We start from the raw sequence: 17,634 nt of genomic DNA, 5'->3' as shown, positions 1-17,634 counted from the left end.
CGCCGATGAGCGATTCGACGCAGAAGATCGCCGTTCTCGGCGCCGGCTCTTGGGGCACGGCCCTGGCCGCGCTGCTCGCCAGACACGGTCACCCGACCGTGCTCTGGGGACGCGATGCGGCGATGGTGGATGCCATCGACCGCCGTCATGAAAACGTACGCTATCTGCCGGGCATTGCCTTGCCCGACAGCCTGCGCGCGACCACCGACCTGCAGCTGGCCATTGCCGATGCCGGCTGGATCCTGGTCGTGGTGCCTTCGCATGCGTTCACCGAGACGATTCGGTTGATCGCACCGTTGCGTCCGGCCGGTGCCGGCGTGGCGTGGGCGACCAAGGGCTTCGAGCCCGGCTCGGGGCGGTTCCTGCACGAAGTGGCGCGCGACATCCTCGGCCCCAGCGTTCCGCTGGCCGTGGTGACCGGGCCGTCCTTCGCCAAGGAAGTCACGCTCGGCCTGCCGACCGCCATCACCGTGCACGGCGACGATGCGGCGTTTGCGCAGGTCGTGGCCGATGCCATGCATGGCCCCACCTTCCGCGCCTACACCGGCGATGACATGGTGGGCGCCGAGCTTGGTGGCGCGATGAAGAACGTGCTGGCCGTGGCCACCGGTGTGGCCGATGGCATGCAGCTGGGCCTCAACGCACGTGCCGGCCTGATCACGCGCGGCTTGAACGAGATGCTGCGGCTGGCGGCGGCGATCGGCGCGCGTCCGGAAACCTTGATGGGTCTGGCTGGCCTGGGCGACCTGGTGCTGACCTGCACCGGCGATCTGTCGCGTAACCGACGGCTGGGATTGGCACTGGGACGCGGACAGAGCCTGAGCGATGCCATCCGCGAGATCGGCCAGGTGGTGGAATCGGTGCAGACCGCCGACGAAGTCATGCGCCAGGCCGAGCATCACGGCATCGAGCTGCCGATCTCCAACGCCGTGCGTGCGGTGCTGCATGGCGAGATCACCCCGGAAGCAGGCTTGAAGGAATTGCTGGCACGCGAGCGCAAGCCCGAATACCCGCAGACCTTGTTCACCTGATTGCGGCATGGCGCGTTGGCGCGCATTGCACGGACATCAACAAAAAGCCCGGCAATGCCGGGCTTTTTGTTGATGCGGATCGCAACGACTGGCGGGAAGACGAACAGCCTGAGCGCGAGGTTCCATGCGCCTGCAGGACCCGCATTACCCACCACCGCCGTGCAGCGATGCGCATCGTATCGCCAACCGATCGCCCAAAAGAAAGAAGCCCGGTCGGGGGACCGGGCTTCCAATGCAACGCGGGAGAGAGAGTCGCGTTGCAGTCAAACGTGCGGCTTACCAGCTGAAGCGCGGGCCGACCGACCATTCCTTGTTGCCGTCGCCATCCATACGGATGTCGCCGTTGATGCCCCAGTTCTGGTTCAACTTGACCTGGGCGCCGAGGCGGCCGTAGAAGTTGTCGCCGATGTCGATGCCGCGCTTCTTGGAGAAGTCTTCGTAGCCAGCCAGGGCGTAGACTTCGAAGTGCTCGCCGAAGGCATTACGCAGGCCGGCTTCAACGCTGTAACCGTCGAAGCTGATGTTCGGGGTGTCCAGGTCCAGCTTGCGGTAGGCAACGCGGGCAATGAAGTCGGTGCTGGTGGCGATCTCCTGGTTGTAACCCACGCCGACGCCCCACTGCTGGAAGTCGGAGTTGGAGCTTTCGAACACGTTGTCGTTGTCGTCAGCGTTCTGCTTGCTGTAATCGCCGAACACGTGGAAGTTCGGAGCGACGGCGTAGGACGCCTTCACGCCCCAACCATCCGCATCGCGGCCTTCGGTCGGGGTGCGCACGTAGTCGCCTTCGACGAAGTTGTAGGAGAGGTTTTCAGCAGCGGAGGCCGCAAACGGCAGGGCTGCGAGAAGGCCGAGGGCCAGCAGTGAATTCTTCATGATCGATACCTGTACTTATGGTTTGGGCCGGCGCTGAGGCGGATGCCGTTCGCTGCCGAGATGTAAATTCTCCGTTATTCGATGGAACGCGGCCTGAATTTTGAACTGACTGGTGCGTAAATCATCGCGCCCGGTTCAGCTGCGCTTCCTTGTCATCAAAACGCAATGCGCGCAGCGCACGTACAAAGCGTGATGCATTGGTGGTTACCTCGCCTTGATGTGACGCGCATGTCTAGAAGCAGCTGTTTTTCAGTGATGTTTGCCGCGTTTGCTGCCTGCAAGCACATTGTGCTGACGCCGTGGCTGGGAGCATGCCAGGCTTGTCGAACAAGCGTGGAGCTGCATCGTGGCGAAGAAAAAGACGTTGGCGCGGTTTCTGGCCGAGACGCTGCAGAGCGCGGGGGTGGAGCGGATCTGGGGGCTGACCGGCGACAGCCTCAACGGCCTGACCGATGCCCTGCGCGAGATGCAGACGATCGAGTGGATGCATGTGCGCCATGAAGAGGTGGCCGCGTTTGCCGCCGGCGCCGAGGCGGCGGTGACCGGCAAGCTGGCGGTCTGTGCGGGGAGCTGCGGGCCGGGCAACCTGCACCTGATCAACGGGCTGTTCGATTGCCATCGTAGCCGCCAGCCGGTGCTGGCGATTGCCGCGCATATTCCCTCGTCCGAGATCGGGCTGAATTATTTTCAGGAGACGCATCCGCAGGAACTGTTCCGCGAGTGCAGTCACTTTGTGGAGTTGGTGACCAACCCGGCGCAACTCCCGGAAGTGCTGCACCGCGCGATGCGTGCGGCCATCCTGCAGCAAGGTGTGGCAGTGGTGGTGATCCCCGGTGATATCGCGCTGCTGGAAGTGGACAAGCACCTCCCGACGGCCTGGCCGCCACTGCGCCAGCCGCGCGTGCTGCCGGCCGCCGAAGATGTGCAGCAGCTGGCCGAACTGCTGCAGCGCAGCGAAGCAGTCACGCTGCTGTGCGGCAGCGGTTGCGCGGGTGCGCACGATGCGGTGGTGGCATTGGCCGACACCCTGGGCGCGCCGATCGTGCATGCCTTGCGCGGCAAGGAACACGTGGAGTGGGAGAACCCGTTCGACGTCGGCATGACCGGCCTGATCGGTTTCAGCTCCGGCTACCACGCGATGCTCAACTGCGACACCTTGATCATGCTGGGTACGGACTTCCCGTATCGGCAGTTCTACCCGAAGGACGCGACCATCGTGCAGGTGGATCGCGACCCGGGCGCGCTGGGACGGCGCACGCCATTGCAGCTGGGCATCGCAGCGGACGTAGGCGAAACCATCGCCGCCTTGCTGCCGCAGCTGCAGCGGCGCGAAAAACGCGACTTCCTGGACAAGTCGCTGGCGCACTATCGCAAGGCGCGCGAAGGGCTGGACGATCTGGCGGTGCCGGCCGATCCGGGCGAGCCGCTGCATCCGCAATTCGTGGCGCGCATGATCAGCCAGATCGCCGACCAGGATGCGGTGTTCACTTGCGATGTCGGCACGCCCACGGTGTGGGCCGCACGCTACCTGCGCATGAACGGACAACGCCGCTTGCTGGGTTCGTTCAACCACGGTTCGATGGCCAATGCGATGCCGCAGGCGCTGGGTGCACAGTCGGCATATCCGGGCCGTCAGGTGATTGCGCTGTCCGGTGATGGCGGCTTTGCAATGCTGATGGGCGATTTCATCTCGCTGGCGCAGCTGCGCCTGCCGGTGAAGATCGTGGTGTTCAACAATGCCTCGCTCGGCTTCGTGGCGATGGAGATGAAGGCTGCCGGCTATCTGGATACCGGCACCGAGCTGCGTAATCCGGACTTCGCTGCGATGAGCAATGCAATGGGCATCCTGGGTATCCGCGTCGATGAGTCCGCGCAACTGGAGCGCGCATTGCGGCAGGCCTTCGCGCATTCCGGCCCGGCGCTGGTGGATGTGCGCATCGCCACGCAGGAACTGGCAGTGCCGCCGGCCATCAAGCTGGAACAGGCCAAAGGCATGGGCCTGTATCTGCTCAAGGCAGTGATGAGCGGGCGCGGCGATGAAGTGATCGATCTGGTCAAGACCAACATGCGCTGACACAGTGGCAGCGCTCTGAAACTGCACGTCTTTACCGGACCCTCGCATGCCACGTTCGTTGTTGCGCCAGTTGCTGCTGATCTGGGTGGTGATCCTGGCTGCCTGCGTGGGCGTGGCCACGATGCTGTATGGCCTGTACCGACAGACCGAAGGCGTGCGCCTGGACGAGGCGCGCCAGCAGTTGACCGCGCAGTGCACGCGCATCGTGCAGCGCTACGCCGGCGCGAGCGAGGCGGCGCGCAGCGGTGACAACGGCGCCGGGCTGGCTGCAGTGGTGGTGCAACTGGTGCTGGCCGATGCGCCCGGTGTGGAGGGCGGGGTGTGGAATCTCGACAAGGGATTCGTTGCCTACGCCTATCCCACCTATGACGGCAGCGATCACAAGACCGATATCCCGGCTGCCGAGTGGACCACGATCGTCAGTACTGCACGGCAGAGTGCGGTGGGCAACAAGGCCGTGGAGTTCCGTCGCGACGGCAGCCGTGAAGTGGTGTTGATCAGCGCCTGCCCGTTGGCCGCCGGCACGGTGGCATGGACCATGTCGCGGGTGCCGGCGAGCACCTCCGATGCCTGGCGGCCATTGGTGATCGGCATGTTGCTGATCTTCGCCATGGTGGCGGTGTCGGCGATCGCGCTGGGCGTGGTGGTGCGGCGCTGGAGCCAGCGCCTGCAGCGCATCCAGCAGGCGCTGGCCGCCGATACCGAACTTCCGCAGATTCCGGTCACCGGTGCCCCCGAACTGGACCGGCTGGGCGCTGCGGTGAGCGATTACGCACAGCGCAATGCGCAGGCCCTGGCGCAGACACGGCGGCTGGCCGAAGAGCTGGCACGGCACGAGCGGCTGGCCGCCCTTGGACGCCTGACGGCCACGGTGGCACACGAGATTCGCAACCCCATCGCCACGATGCGCCTGGCGGTGGAGAACGACATCGCCATGCGCCAGGACACGCCGGACGATGCCGCACACGGCGAGCTGATGCTGGGGCAGATCCGTCGCCTGGACGGGGTGGTCGAAAGCCTGCTCGGCATGGTGCAGCCGATCCGCCTGCAGCTGGAAACGGTGGTGGTGCAGGACTGGCTGGCGACCTTTTTCAATCCGGCCTTGCGCCCACCAGGCGCGCCTGCGCCCCGGTTGCGTGCCCCGGACACGCCGCTGCAGTGGACGTTCGACCCACAGCAGCTCGGGCGCGCCGTGCACAATCTGCTGCGCAACGCGCTGCAGCACGCCGATGCCGGCAGCACGGTGACACTGGAGGCCAGCGCCAGCGATGGGTTGCTGCAGCTACAGGTGAGCAATCGTGGCGCGGCCATCGCCGAGACCATCGCGGCGCAGCTGTTCGAGCCGTTCGTCAGCGGCCGCAGCGACGGCAATGGCCTGGGGCTTGCGCTGGTGCGCGAGATCGCCCGCGCACATGGAGGGCAGGTGCGTTACGCACACGCCGACGGCATGACCCATTTCATCCTGGAGCTGCCATGGCGCGCATCCTGATCATCGACGACGACGCGGCGTTTCTGGCCACCTTGCAGGCAACGCTGCGCTCGCTCGGCCATACGGTGATCGCGGTCGATAACGGCGCCGATGGATTGATGCGCCTGAGCGAGGGCGGCATCGCGCTGGCGTTCGTGGACTTCCGCATGCCCGGGATGGACGGGATCCAGGTGCTGCGTGCGCGTGCGGACGATCCGCGCGCGCGCCAGGTGCCGCTGGTGATGCTCACCGCGTACGCGTCCAGCGGCAACACCATCGAGGCGATGACGCTGGGTGCATTCGATCATCTGGTCAAGCCGGTGGGGCGTGCCGATATCGTCGAGGTGGTGGAGCGTGCATTGGCAAGTCGCGCCGATGGACACACCGATGCCGAAGCCAGCGAACCACCCGACGACGATGGCCTGGTCGGCCACAGCCCGGCGATGCGCAACGTGCATAAACGCATCGGGCTGGCGGCGGCTTCCGATCTGCCGGTGTTGATCACCGGCGAAACCGGTACCGGCAAGGAACTGGTCGCGCGCGCCCTGCATCGCGCCAGTGCGCGCGCAGCGGCGGCATTCGTTGCAGTCAATTGCGCGGCGATTCCGTTGGAGTTGATGGAAAGCGAATTGTTCGGCCATCGCAAGGGCGCCTTTTCCGGGGCGACCAGCGACCGCATCGGCCTGATTCGCGAAGCCGATGGCGGCACGCTGTTCCTGGACGAGATCGGCGACATGCCGCTGCCGATGCAGGCCAAGTTGTTGCGCTTCCTGCAGGAAGGCGAGGTGACGCCGCTGGGCGGGCGCGGCGCGCAGAAGGTGGATGTGCGCGTGCTGGCGGCCACGCACCGCGATCTGGCCGCGTGGGTGGCCGCAGGGCAGTTCCGCAGCGATCTGCGTTATCGCCTGAATGTGGTGCCGATCGAACTGCCGCCGCTGCGCGAGCGTGGGCAGGACATCGTGCTGCTCGCGCAGTACTTCCTGCGTACCGGCGACGGTGCGGCGCGTGCGTTGTCAGCGGATGCGCAAGCGCGGCTGCTGGCCTACCCATGGCCCGGCAACGTGCGCGAGCTGCGCAATGTCATGCAACGCAGCCAGCTGCTGGTGCGCGGCCACAGCATCGTTGCCGCGGATCTGGGCGACGCGCTCGATCACAGTGCCGAGCAACCCCTGACGGCCGCGCCGCTGCAAGGCACCCTGCCCGAGGCAGTGGCGCGGCTGGAGAAGCAGATGATCCAGGACGCACTGGCGCACAGCAGCGGCAACCGCGCCGAAGCCGCGCGCCGGCTCGGCATCCATCGCCAGCTGCTGTACCGCAAGCTCGATGAGTACGGCTTGCAGTAGTCGCAGCGATCAGGCCGAACGCCATGTGTGCAGGCTGACGCGTTGGTCACGACGCAGGAAGCGCACAGCAGCACGCGCACTTGTTGCCGCGTGCACTGTTGCTGGTTGCTTGCCGCCGCTGCCACTTGCAGCATTGGCCAAGGGCATTCCACCAGCAAGCAGTCAAACGGTGCAGCCGAAAGTGCAGCACCACACGTGTGAATCCAGCCCTGACATCCGCACGCGCGCGCCGCCGTTGAGCGTGTCCAACACGTTCTTGCCCTGCAGAGTCGACGCACAACCCTGGCTACAAAGTGTCTGCAAAGCGGACAGCGGTGTATGAAACGCAGACGCCTGTCCGTAAGCGTGCACCTGCAAACCCTTGTAAAACAACGGACTCGACGTTGGCACGATTGCTGCTTTATCTCCAGGGCGAGCGGCATCCCTGCCGCGTTGGAGACATCGCATGATTCGTCAGACCGCACTTGCTTTCGCGCTGGCCTGCAGCGTGGCGACCGCCGCCGCGCAGGCTCCCACACCGCCTGCGGCACCGGTGGCACCGCGTGCGCCGGTCGGCACGCCACCGCCGGCACCGCCGCTGCCGCCAGCACCGCCTGCCCCGCTGGCCGCCACGCCAGTGCGCATCACCGGCACGGTCGAGCGTTTCATGCTCAATCCCAACGGCGAGGTCGATGGCCTGTGGTTGCGCGATGGCACCCAGGTGGCGTTTGCGCCACATCTGTCCGGGCAGTTGCAGGAAGCGGTGCGCCGTGGCGATACGGTGAGCGTGCAGGGCTATCGCCTGGGCAGCCTGCCGGTGCTGCGCGCCAGCAGCATCCGTTCCAATCGTGGAGGGCGTGAGGTGGTCGATCGCCCGCCAACCGCCGCCATGCCGCCAGCGCCCCCGGCACCTGCCGCGTTGACGCCGTTACAGGCGGAAGGCCGCATCGAGCGGCTGGTCTACGGCCCGGGTGGCGAGACCAATGGTGCATTGCTCAGCGATGGCACGCTGGTGCGGATGCCGCCGCACCTGGCACTGCAGTTCGGCGATCTGCTGCGGGCTGGCGCGCCGTTGAGCGTGAGCGGGTTCGGGGTGGCCACCGCCAACGGCCGCGCCATCGAAGCCACGCAACTGGGCCGCGATCGTGCCTCGCAGCGCGCGTTGTTCAGCCCACCGCGCCCGGACGGCCCGGTGCCGCCCGCACCGCCGGCGCCGCCTGTTCCGCCAGCAGCACCGCCGCCGCCAGCTCCGGCGCCGCGTTGATTCACGGCGTCGCCGTCCACGCGGTGGCGCGTACCTCCGTTGCGCTTTCCTTTATGCACCTTCCGCCACGTGTCATGCGTGGCGGCGGGCGCGGCTTGCCGGCAGTGGCCGGTCCTTCCTTCTCTGGAGTTCTTTCATGCATTGGGTCGATCCTGATTTTCTCCCCGAAACCCGCGGCACGCTGGCGCGCTTTCTGCTCAACCCCAAGGCCGATATCGACGGCCTGCTGCTGACCGACGGCACCGAGGTGCACATGCCGCCGCATCTGTCCGCCGCCTTGCTCAAGGCGCTCAAGCCCGGCAGCACCTTGACCGTGCGTGGCCTCAAGCCGCGCGATGTGGACATGCTGGTGGCCCTGGCGATCGATCCGGAAGGCGGCAAACGCATCGTCGATGACGGCCCGCACGGGCCGCACGCCAAGCCCAAGCCCAAGCCCAAACCGCCCGCCGGCAAGCCGCCCAAGCCGCAGCTTAGCCAGCACAGCGGCACCATCGCGCGCTTGCTGCATGGCCCGCATGGGCAGGTGCATGGCGTGTTGCTGGACGACGAGGTCACGGTGCGGTTTCCGCCGCACGCCGGTGCGGACTTCGCCAAACAACTGGTGGTCGGCAAGACGCTGGTGGCCGAAGGCGATACCAGGACAACCCCGCACGGCGTGCTGATCCACGCGCATGCGCTGGGCACCAAGGCCGCGTCGCTGAAGCAGATCGAGCATCCGCATGGCCCGGGTGCGCATAAGCCGAAGCCGAAGCACTAGCAGCACGCAATGCGACTGCCGCGTTGGCGCGATGCGATCGGCATCGGGTTGCCCATGCAGCCCAGCGCGCGCAGTCGCCTTTCATCGTTTCGTGGAGAGCGCCGATGCGCATGAGCACACCGCGTCCCCGTGGCAGCCGCGCACTGGAGGCGCTGCATTTCAGCGTGGCCGACGTGCAGGACGGGCTGGGGCCGTTTCTCAGCGTGTTCCTGCAATCCAGGGGCTGGTCGGTGGCAGCGATCGGCACGGTGATGAGTGCGGGCGGCATCGCCGGCATGCTTGCCACCACCCCGGCCGGCGCACTGGTCGACACCACCCGGCGCAAGCGCGCCGTGGTGGTGGTTGGCTGCTTGGCCATCCTGCTGGCCACGGCGCTGATCTGGCTGCACCCGACGTCCTCCGGCGTGGTCACCGCGCAGATCGTTTCGGCGTTGGCGGCAGCCGGTATTGGCCCTGCGCTCACCGGCATCACCCTGGGCCTGGTGCACGCGCGCGGGTTCGATCATCAACTGGCGCGCAATCAGGTCGCCAACCACGCCGGCAACATGCTGGCCGCAGTGCTGGCCGGCTGGCTGGGGTGGCGTTTCGGATTTGCGGCGGTGTTCGTGCTCACTGCCGCCTTCGGCGTGCTGGCGATCGCGGCGGTGCTGCTGATTCCGTCTGCGGCCATCGACCACCGCGCCGCGCGCGGCCTGGGCCAGGCCGATGGCGCGGACAGCCTCAGCGGCTGGCGGGTGTTGCTGACCTGCCGACCGCTGGCCTTGCTGGCCATCACCCTGGGGTTGTTCCACCTGGGCAATGCGGCGATGTTGCCGCTCTACGGCATGGCCATCGTGGCTGCGCATGCAGGCGATGCGAACGCGCTGACGGCCACCACCATCGTGGTCGCGCAAGCCACCATGGTGGTGGTGGCATTGTTGGCGATGCGCTGGATCCGCGTGCACGGGCATTGGTGGGTGCTGCTGGTGGCCTTCATGGCCTTGCCACTGCGTGCGCTGGTGGCGGCATCGCTGATCCAGGGCTGGGGCGTGTTTCCGGTGCAGATCCTCGACGGACTCGGCGCCGGCCTGCAGGCCGTGGTGGTGCCTGCGCTGGTGGCGCGATTGCTGCAGGGCACCGGGCGCGTCAATGTCGGCCAGGGCGCGGTGATGACGGTGCAGGGCGTGGGCGCGGCGCTGAGCCCTGCCGTGGGTGGCTGGCTGGCGCATGCCTTCGGCTATCGCATCGCGTTTCTGGCGCTGGGCGGCATCGCCGTGCTGGCGGTGGCGTTGTGGGCAGGCTGCCGTGGCATGCTGCAGGCAGCAAGCGATGCCGGGTGATGCAGTGAGGCGTTGGCACGTGCTCCGCAGCGGCAAGCAAACCGCAACGCCCGGGGCGGTCATGCGCGTGGAGCATGCGCCGGACGCTGGACCGCCGTGTGCGGCATGCAGCGCGTCGGCAGCGGGCGGATGGATTCCCCGTCAGGCAGCCGTCCGCATCGCCGCGGCTATCTGCCGCCGCTGAAGTCCCACTGGCGCCAGGCTTCGAACACCATCACCGCAACGGTGTTGGACAGATTGAGGCTGCGGTTGTCCGGGCGCATCGGCAGGCGCAGCCGGTGCTGCGGCGGGATCGACTCCAGCACGTCAGCGGGCAGGCCGCGGGTTTCCGGGCCGAACAGGAAGGCATCCCCATCGGCAAACTGCGGTGCGTCGTAACGCACGGTGCTGCGCGTACTCAGTGCAAACACGCGCTTGGGCGCGATCGCGGCCAGGGCGGTGGGCAGGTCGGCATGTACCTGCAGGGTGGCGTATTCGTGATAGTCCAGGCCGGCGCGTTTGAGCTGCTTGTCGCTGAGGTCGAAGCCGAGCGGCTCGATCAGGTGCAGGCGCGCGCCGGTGTTGGCGCACAGGCGAATCACATTGCCCGTATTGGGCGGAATTTCCGGTTGGAACAGGATGACATCGAGGACGGGGGCTGACATGCGCGCAGTGTAGCTGCGCGCATGCTCAAAGGCTGATGGCGGCGTTGACCAGCGCTTCCAGTTCGACCGGCGCCGGCTGCAGCTGCGGCACCGGCAGGTTGACGATGACCTGGCCCATCAGCGCGCCGATGGCAGCGGCAGCCTGGCCGGAGGTGCTCTGCGCGGTGGCAGCGGTGCTGCGGGTCACCAGTGCGGCGCGCTGGTCGGCCGACGGACGCACCTGCATCGCAGCGAGGGTGACGACGCGCGGGCCGGCCTGTTCGGCGGCCAAGGCGGCCAGCTGATCGGCGGACGGACGCACCTGCACGGCGGCCAGGGTGCGGATGGCGCTGGTGCGTTCCAGCGTCTGCTGGGCAAGCTGGTCGGCCGATGGGCGCACCTGCACGGTGTCCAGCGTGGTCAGGCTGTTGGCCTGGGCGAAACCGGCCAGGGTGGTGCCGGCAAGCAGGGCGGCGGAGAGAGCGATGCGCAGGGTCTGGGTCTTCATGGCGAGGTCTCTTGGTGTGAGTGATCAGTGGTGTGGTAGTAAGGTAGTACACCGTTTCGGTAAGTGCAACGACTTTCGCGGCGCGATTTTATTTATTCAGCCTGCAGTCATTTTCAGTCGTCGAGACAACTGGGTCCGTTGCCTGCCCATGACATGGAGCAAGCAACGTGCCAATGGCAGATCATTGTTTTGCAAGGGATTTATGCGAGGAGGCTGTGTCCGCGTCCGGACACCCGGACGTGTGTGCGGGCGGCGGACACCGGTGGAATCGAGAAAACACCACGATCGGGGCGACGTTCAGTGCGCTGAACGAGTGGCGTGCGGCCATGCGGCGCAACCAGATCGCCGGCCGGCAACTGCGGCACAATCCGGCTTCCTCCTCAGGGGTCTACGACTTATGCGCGTGCTGATGCTGTCTGTTCTGGTTGCCGCCACCACCGCGGCCTGCACCTGGGTGCCCATCGAACAAAGCGGCAAAAACGTGCAGGTGCTGCCCGCAGGCCCTGTGCCAGCTGGCTGTCAGCAGCAGGGCGAGGTGGTGGTGTCGGTCAAGAGCAAGGTCGGCTTCTACAACCGTAACCCGTTGCGGGTGCAGGAAGAGCTGGAAACGCTGGCACGCAACGAGGCGCCGGGCGCCAATGCAAATACGGTCCAGGCGCAGGGTCAGCCGGCCGATGGCAGCCAGCGTTTCAATGCCTTCCGCTGCCCGCCGCGCTGAACCGTTGGGCTGGGGCGCGGCTGCTGCAATTGTAAAGATGCGGTAAAACGAGCCAGCGGCTAGACTAGCGCCCCCTCGCCTGACGCCATGGCGCTACTTCGATGCTCTTCCAGAATGTCTCCATCGCGGGACTGGCGCATATTGATGCGCCGCACACGCTGACTTCCAAGGAAATCAACGAGCGCCTGCAACCGACCTACGACCGCCTCGGGATTCGGACCGACGTGTTGGGCGACGTTGCGGGTATCCATGCACGGCGCTTGTGGGACCAGGATGTCCAGGCCTCGGACGCCGCCACCCAGGCTGCACGCAAGGCACTGCTCGACGCCGGCATCGGCATCGAGAAGATCGGCCTGCTGGTCAACACTTCGGTGAGCCGCGACTACCTGGAGCCGTCCACGGCCTCCATCGTGTCCGGCAACCTCGGGGTCGGCGATCACTGCGTCACCTTCGACGTGGCCAACGCCTGCCTCGCCTTCATCAACGGCATGGACATCGCCGCCCGCATGCTCGAGCGCGGCGAGATCGACTACGCGCTGGTCGTCGACGGTGAAACCGCCAACCTGGTGTACGAGAAGACCCTCGAGCGCATGACCTCGCCCGACGTCACCGAAGAAGAGTTCCGCAATGAACTCGCTGCGTTGACCCTGGGTTGCGGCGCCGCGGCCATGGTGATGGCGCGCACCGAGCTGGTGCCCGACGCGCCGCGCTACAAGGGTGGCGTGACCCGGTCGGCCACCGAGTGGAACAAGCTGTGTCGCGGCAACCTGGACCGCATGGTCACCGACACCCGCCTGTTGCTGATCGAAGGCATCAAGCTGGCACAGAAGACCTTCCTGGCCGCCAAGCAGGCGATGGGCTGGGCAGTGGACGAGCTGGACCAGTTCGTCATCCACCAGGTCAGCCGCCCGCACACCGCTTCATTCGTGAAGTCGTTCGGCATCGATCCGGCCAAGGTCATGACCATCTTCGGCGAACACGGCAACATCGGCCCGGCTTCGGTGCCGATTGTGCTGAGCAAGCTCAAGGAACTCGGCCGCTTGAAGAAGGGCGACCGCATCGCGTTGATGGGCATCGGTTCGGGGCTGAACTGCTCGATGGCCGAAGTGGTCTGGTGATGCGTGTGATAGTGCCCGGTCGCTGCTCTTGTACGCCGGGCAATATTACCGCTTAGGTAAGGAAGTGGTATCTAAGTTTCCTTGCAGGAATGCATGCGGTCTGTAAGGAAAGACGATGGCTCAGCGCATCACCGGACACGACGTTGCTGGCGCTCTCGCAGGGAGCCGTTACCAGGCGTTCGTTCCTGATCCGTTGCCGCCAGTGCCGGCACTGGATTTCGCACAGGCCGAACTGGTGGCCCGCAAGGAGCGCGCCGACCAGGCATTAGGGCGACTGGACGGCATCACGCTGATGCTGCCGGACCCGGAACTGTTTCTTTATCAGTACATCCGCAAGGAAGCCTTGCTGTCGTCCCAGATCGAAGGGACCCAGTCATCGCTCTCGGACCTGTTGCTGTTCGAGATGGATGCGGCAGCGGGCGTGCCTGTCGACGATGTCGAACCTGAGCCTGTATTTCAAGCGCCGTCGCGCCGATTACTACGACCGCCTCAATGCGGTGCGACTCAACGGTGACTGGGAAGGATGGCTGGGTTTCTTTCTGGATGGTGTGGCAGAGACCGCGCAACAAGCCGTCGACACCGCGCAGCGCCTGCTGGCACTGTTGGCACGTGATCGGGCCCGCATTGCCGCTTTGAACCAGCGAGCAGGTAACGTCGGCCTGGTGTTTGAGCAGTTCGCGCGGCGCGTGGTGTTGGCGGTGCCGCAAGTGGCGCCCGCCCTGTCGTTGAGTGCGCCCACCATCCGTGCCGCAGTACGCACCCTGCAGGAGCTGGAAATCGTCAACGAACTCACCGGCCAGCAGCGGCATCGTATTTTCGCCTATCACGCCTATCTCGACATCCTCAGCGAAGGAGCGCAGCCGCTGTGAGCGATTCGTTTGCGCACGGCCGTTCCCGACGATGCAGAGACACCTGGCGTATGTTCGATACTGTCGTGGCGATGTAGCTGGCGACGTGCCAGACGCACCCAGTCCAAGCTTCAGCAAATAGAGAGATCCATGACCTACCCCGGCTATCCCTTCACTCCCCAGCGCCTTGAGGTGCGTCCCGGTATTGCGATGTCGTATCTGGACGAAGGTCCGCGCGATGGCGAGGTGGTCGTGATGCTGCACGGCAATCCGTCGTGGAGCTACCTGTGGCGGAATCTGGTGAGCGGCCTGTCGAACCGTTACCGCTGCATCGTGCCGGACCACATCGGCATGGGGCTGTCCGACAAGCCGGACGATGCGCCCGACGCGCAGCCACGTTACGACTACACGCTGCAGTCGCGCGTGGACGACCTGGACACGCTGCTGCGGCATCTGGGCATCACCGGCCCGGTCACGCTGGCGGTACACGACTGGGGCGGCATGATCGGGTTCGGCTGGGCGTTGTCGCATCACGCGCAGGTCAAGCGGCTGGTGATCACCAATACCGCTGCGTTCCCGTTGCCGCCGGAAAAGCCGATGCCATGGCAGATCGCGATGGGCCGGCATTGGGGCCCGGGCGAGTGGTTCATCCGCACGTTCAATGCGTTTTCCTCCGGTGCGTCCTGGTTCGGCGTGTCGCGGCGGATGCCGGCCGATGTACGCCGTGCGTATGTGGCGCCCTACAACAATTGGCGCAACCGCATCTCCACCATTCGCTTCATGCAGGATATTCCGCTGTCGCCGGCGGACCAGGCCTGGTCGCTGCTGGAGCGCTCGGCGCAGGCATTGCCCGCGTTCGCCGACCGGCCGGCGTTTATCGCCTGGGGATTGCGCGACATCTGCTTCGACAAGCACTTCCTGGCCGGCTTTCGCAAGGCATTGCCGAACGCCGAAGTCACCGCGTTCGACGATGCCAATCACTACGTGCTGGAAGACAAGCACGAAGTGCTGGTGCCGGCGATCCGTGCGTTCCTGGAGCGCAATCCGCTCTGACCCGGTCACCAGGATGCCGCGGGCGCCCGGCAGGTAGGTGCGGGCACGCGCCGGGGCTGGAGTAGGTCAGTGGCCAGGCCGATGCCGGGCATCGGCCGCGTCGCGTGCGGTGCCGCGCGCCGTAAACAGGCGTGCATGCACCCGCAGCGATAGTCGCTACAGCGGCGGCAGCGGATTGCGCTGGGCATCGTCCACGCCCAGCCAGTCGGCTTCGGTCAGTGCATGCAGGCCGTGCGCCAACCGGGATTTGTCGCATTGCGCGCTGCGCTGGCCAAACTCCAGCGAGGCCGGTACGGCGGCGCAGGAGGAGGGTCGGCGATCATGGATGCTGCAGCGGCTGTAGCGGCCGATGTCTGCGTCCAGCGCGATGCAGCGCGGCTGCGATTGCGACGTGCCGCGCATGACCCGCTCGTGCGTGCGCAGCGCATCGGTCAGCTCGATCGGCACCCTGCCGCCCAATGCCGGGTCGGCTTCGCTCCAGTGGAAACTGACGCGGAAGTAGGCGCAGCAGGCGCCGCAGGTAAGGCAGGGATGTGCCATGGAATGCCGGGCCTTGCGCGGCAAAACAACGTGGAGAGCGCGGCATTCTGACCGAACCACGGCGCGATACAAGTGGCGCATCGCGGCGGCAGGTTAGTGATTCATGCGCGTGCGCGCCGGAGGAGCGTTGCGCGCTGGGGGCGAGCAGGTTGCCTGTCGGGTGCTGACGACCGCCTGCCGCGTCGGCATCGCCAGAGTGATCGCGTGTAGAACGATCACCAGCGACCGGGGGAATCGCTGACGCGCGTTTTCGCAGGCACTCGACCACGTTGCAATGCGCCTGAAAATAAAAGACGCAGGCGCGGGAGGCGGCAGTGATTACTGCTCACTTGCGCTGCCAAGGCCTGGTTGCCTTGCAGGCAAAACCATCGTTGTGCCGTCGCCGAGCGTCGCGTGCATCTGCGACGTTGAGCCGGATGCAAGCGGCCGGTACCGTCGGCGGATGGGTGATAATGCGGCAATGACCACTCTTTGCAATATCGCCGCCACCCTGCCGGAGCTCGCGCGCGAGCGCCCCGACCAGATCGCCATCCGTTGCCCGGGCCGCCGCGGCGCCAATGGGTTTGCCGCCTACGATGTGACCTTGAGCTATGCCGAGCTGGATGCGCGCAGCGATGCGATCGCCGCCGGGCTGGCGCTGCACGGCATCGGACGCGGTGCGCGCGCGGTGGTGATGGTGCGGCCGTCGCCGGAATTCTTCCTGCTGATGTTTGCCTTGTTCAAGGCCGGCGCGGTGCCGGTGCTGGTGGATCCGGGCATCGACAAGCGCGCGCTCAAGCAATGCCTGGACGAAGCGCAGCCGCAGGCGTTTATCGGCATTCCGCTTGCGCAGCTGGCGCGTCGGCTGTTGCGTTGGGCGCGTTCTGCCAAACAGATCGTCAGCGTCGGTGGCCGTTACGGCTGGGGCGGGGTGACACTGGCACGCGTGGAGCGCGATGGTGTCGGCGCCGGCAGTCAGCTGGCCAATACCGGGCCGGACGATGTGGCCGCCATCCTGTTCACCAGCGGCTCGACCGGCGTGCCCAAGGGCGTGGTGTACCGGCACCGGCATTTCGTCGGCCAGATCGAGTTGCTGCGCAATGCCTTCGGCATGCAGCCCGGCGGCGTGGATCTGCCGACGTTCCCGCCATTTGCCTTGTTCGATCCGGCACTGGGGTTGACCTCGGTGATTCCGGACATGGATCCGACCCGCCCGGCCACCGCCGATCCGCACAAATTGCACGATGCGATCGACCGCTTCGGCGTGACGCAGTTGTTCGGCTCGCCGGCATTGATGCGCGTGCTGGCCGATTATGGGCAGCCGCTTCCCAACGTGCGCCTGGCCACCTCGGCCGGCGCGCCGGTGCCGCCGGATGTGGTGGCCAAGATCCGCACGCTGTTGCCGGCAGATGCGCAATTCTGGACGCCGTATGGCGCCACCGAATGCCTGCCGGTGGCGGCGATCGAAGGGCGCACGCTGGATGCCACCCGCGCGGCCACCGAGGCCGGTGCCGGCACCTGTGTCGGCCAGGTCGTCGCGCCCAACGAGGTGCGCATCATCGCCATCGACGATGCGGCCATTCCCGAATGGAGCGGCGCGCGCGTGCTGGCGGTGGGCGAGGTCGGCGAGATCACCGTCGCCGGCCCCACCACCACCGACACCTACTTCAACCGCGACGCGGCCACGCGGATTGCCAAGATCCGCGAGCGCAACGCGGATGGCAGCGAACGCATCGTGCATCGCATGGGCGATGTGGGGTATTTCGATGCCGAAGGACGCTTGTGGTTCTGCGGGCGCAAGACCCACCGCGTGGAAACGGCCACCGGCCCGCTCTACACCGAGCAGGTGGAACCGGTCTTCAACGTGCACCCGCAGGTGCGGCGCACTGCCCTGGTCGGTGTCGGCGCGCCCGGACAGCAGCAGCCGGTGCTGTGCGTGGAACTACAGCCAGGCGTTGCGGCATCGGCGTTTGCGCAAGTGGAAACCGCCTTGCGCGCGCTGGGCGCGGCGCATCCGCACACCGCAGGCATCACGCGTTTCCTGCGCCATTCCGGGTTTCCGGTGGACATCCGCCACAATGCCAAGATTGGCCGCGAAACGCTGGCGATCTGGGCGGCGCAGCAACGTGGCTGAGCTGT

The 17,634-nt window shown here is 66.3% G+C and carries 15 protein-coding genes and 1 pseudogene; 12 read left to right on the top strand and 4 right to left on the bottom strand.

What is annotated here, in order from left to right; all coding sequences use genetic code 11:
* Positions 1-5: 5 nt before the first annotated feature.
* Complete coding sequence (locus tag EO170_RS12650; protein ID WP_104585456.1) at positions 6-1,031, top strand: NAD(P)H-dependent glycerol-3-phosphate dehydrogenase; 1,026 nt, start codon at positions 6-8, stop codon at positions 1,029-1,031.
* Between the two features lie 276 nt (positions 1,032-1,307).
* On the opposite strand, the gene EO170_RS12645 is transcribed toward EO170_RS12650, so the two are convergent.
* Positions 1,308-1,904 (bottom strand): diffusible signal factor-reguated Ax21 faimly virulence factor, encoded by a 597-nt coding sequence (locus tag EO170_RS12645; protein WP_104585418.1) that lies wholly within the window; start codon positions 1,902-1,904, stop codon positions 1,308-1,310.
* 364 nt (positions 1,905-2,268) lie between these two features.
* Between EO170_RS12645 and poxB the strand changes: the two genes are divergently transcribed.
* From poxB to EO170_RS12615, 6 genes are all read left to right on the top strand, one after another.
* The gene (poxB, locus tag EO170_RS12640) at positions 2,269-3,978 is read left to right on the top strand and encodes a ubiquinone-dependent pyruvate dehydrogenase (protein ID WP_184649790.1); all 1,710 of its coding nucleotides are present in this window, start codon (positions 2,269-2,271) and stop codon (positions 3,976-3,978) included.
* A gap of 46 nt (positions 3,979-4,024) precedes the next feature.
* On the top strand, positions 4,025-5,467 hold the full coding sequence (locus EO170_RS12635) for an ATP-binding protein (RefSeq protein ID WP_126945336.1): 1,443 nt from the start codon (positions 4,025-4,027) through the stop codon (positions 5,465-5,467).
* Complete coding sequence (locus EO170_RS12630) at positions 5,452-6,789, top strand: sigma-54 dependent transcriptional regulator (RefSeq protein WP_126945333.1); 1,338 nt, start codon at positions 5,452-5,454, stop codon at positions 6,787-6,789. The genes EO170_RS12635 and EO170_RS12630 overlap by 16 nt, the downstream gene beginning before the upstream one ends.
* A 445-nt stretch (positions 6,790-7,234) precedes the next feature.
* Positions 7,235-8,032 carry a hypothetical protein gene (locus EO170_RS12625; RefSeq protein WP_126945330.1) on the top strand — a complete coding sequence of 266 codons (798 nt, stop codon included), beginning with the start codon at positions 7,235-7,237 and terminating at the stop codon, positions 8,030-8,032.
* A 136-nt stretch (positions 8,033-8,168) separates the two neighbouring features.
* Positions 8,169-8,789 carry a hypothetical protein gene (locus tag EO170_RS12620; protein WP_126945327.1) on the top strand — a complete coding sequence of 207 codons (621 nt, stop codon included), beginning with the start codon at positions 8,169-8,171 and terminating at the stop codon, positions 8,787-8,789.
* Positions 8,790-8,893: 104 nt separating this feature from the next.
* On the top strand, positions 8,894-10,108 hold the full coding sequence (locus tag EO170_RS12615; RefSeq protein WP_126945324.1) for an MFS transporter: 1,215 nt from the start codon (positions 8,894-8,896) through the stop codon (positions 10,106-10,108).
* Positions 10,109-10,275: 167 nt separating this feature from the next.
* Here EO170_RS12615 and EO170_RS12610 read toward each other — a convergent pair whose 3' ends face one another.
* Together EO170_RS12610 and EO170_RS12605 are read right to left on the bottom strand one after the other, a co-directional pair.
* Complete coding sequence (locus tag EO170_RS12610) at positions 10,276-10,752, bottom strand: tRNA (cytidine(34)-2'-O)-methyltransferase (protein ID WP_104585404.1); 477 nt, start codon at positions 10,750-10,752, stop codon at positions 10,276-10,278.
* A gap of 25 nt (positions 10,753-10,777) precedes the next feature.
* Positions 10,778-11,239 (bottom strand): hypothetical protein, encoded by a 462-nt coding sequence (locus tag EO170_RS12605; protein WP_126945321.1) that lies wholly within the window; start codon positions 11,237-11,239, stop codon positions 10,778-10,780.
* Between the two features lie 397 nt (positions 11,240-11,636).
* Here EO170_RS12605 and EO170_RS12600 point away from each other — a divergent pair, with 397 nt between their 5' ends.
* From EO170_RS12600 to EO170_RS12585, 4 genes and pseudogenes are all read left to right on the top strand, one after another.
* Positions 11,637-11,957 (top strand): DUF4156 domain-containing protein, encoded by a 321-nt coding sequence (locus tag EO170_RS12600; RefSeq protein WP_104649618.1) that lies wholly within the window; start codon positions 11,637-11,639, stop codon positions 11,955-11,957.
* Between the two features lie 101 nt (positions 11,958-12,058).
* Positions 12,059-13,075, top strand: a complete 1,017-nt coding sequence (locus EO170_RS12595) for a 3-oxoacyl-ACP synthase III (RefSeq protein ID WP_016903994.1) — start codon at positions 12,059-12,061, stop codon at positions 13,073-13,075.
* A 115-nt stretch (positions 13,076-13,190) separates the two neighbouring features.
* Positions 13,191-13,944: pseudogene (locus tag EO170_RS21925) on the top strand (Fic/DOC family N-terminal domain-containing protein).
* 129 nt (positions 13,945-14,073) lie between these two features.
* Entirely contained in the window at positions 14,074-14,976 is a 903-nt protein-coding gene (locus EO170_RS12585; RefSeq protein WP_126945318.1) for an alpha/beta fold hydrolase, read from the top strand.
* A gap of 156 nt (positions 14,977-15,132) precedes the next feature.
* Here the strand turns inward: EO170_RS12585 and EO170_RS12580 are convergent, their stop codons facing one another.
* The gene (locus tag EO170_RS12580) at positions 15,133-15,516 is read right to left on the bottom strand and encodes a YkgJ family cysteine cluster protein (RefSeq protein WP_104585398.1); all 384 of its coding nucleotides are present in this window, start codon (positions 15,514-15,516) and stop codon (positions 15,133-15,135) included.
* Positions 15,517-15,976: 460 nt separating this feature from the next.
* On the opposite strand from EO170_RS12580, the gene oleC reads away from it, so the two are divergent.
* A complete protein-coding gene (gene oleC, locus EO170_RS12575; protein WP_126945315.1) occupies positions 15,977-17,629 on the top strand; it encodes an olefin beta-lactone synthetase in 1,653 nt (550 codons plus the stop codon).
* Positions 17,630-17,634: the final 5 nt, after the last annotated feature.

It is taken from the genome of Xanthomonas sp. BRIP62409 (assembly GCF_003992965.1).
In the GTDB taxonomy this organism is placed as follows: domain Bacteria; phylum Pseudomonadota; class Gammaproteobacteria; order Xanthomonadales; family Xanthomonadaceae; genus Xanthomonas; species Xanthomonas euroxanthea.
This window is presented reverse-complemented; position numbering and strand designations above follow the sequence as displayed.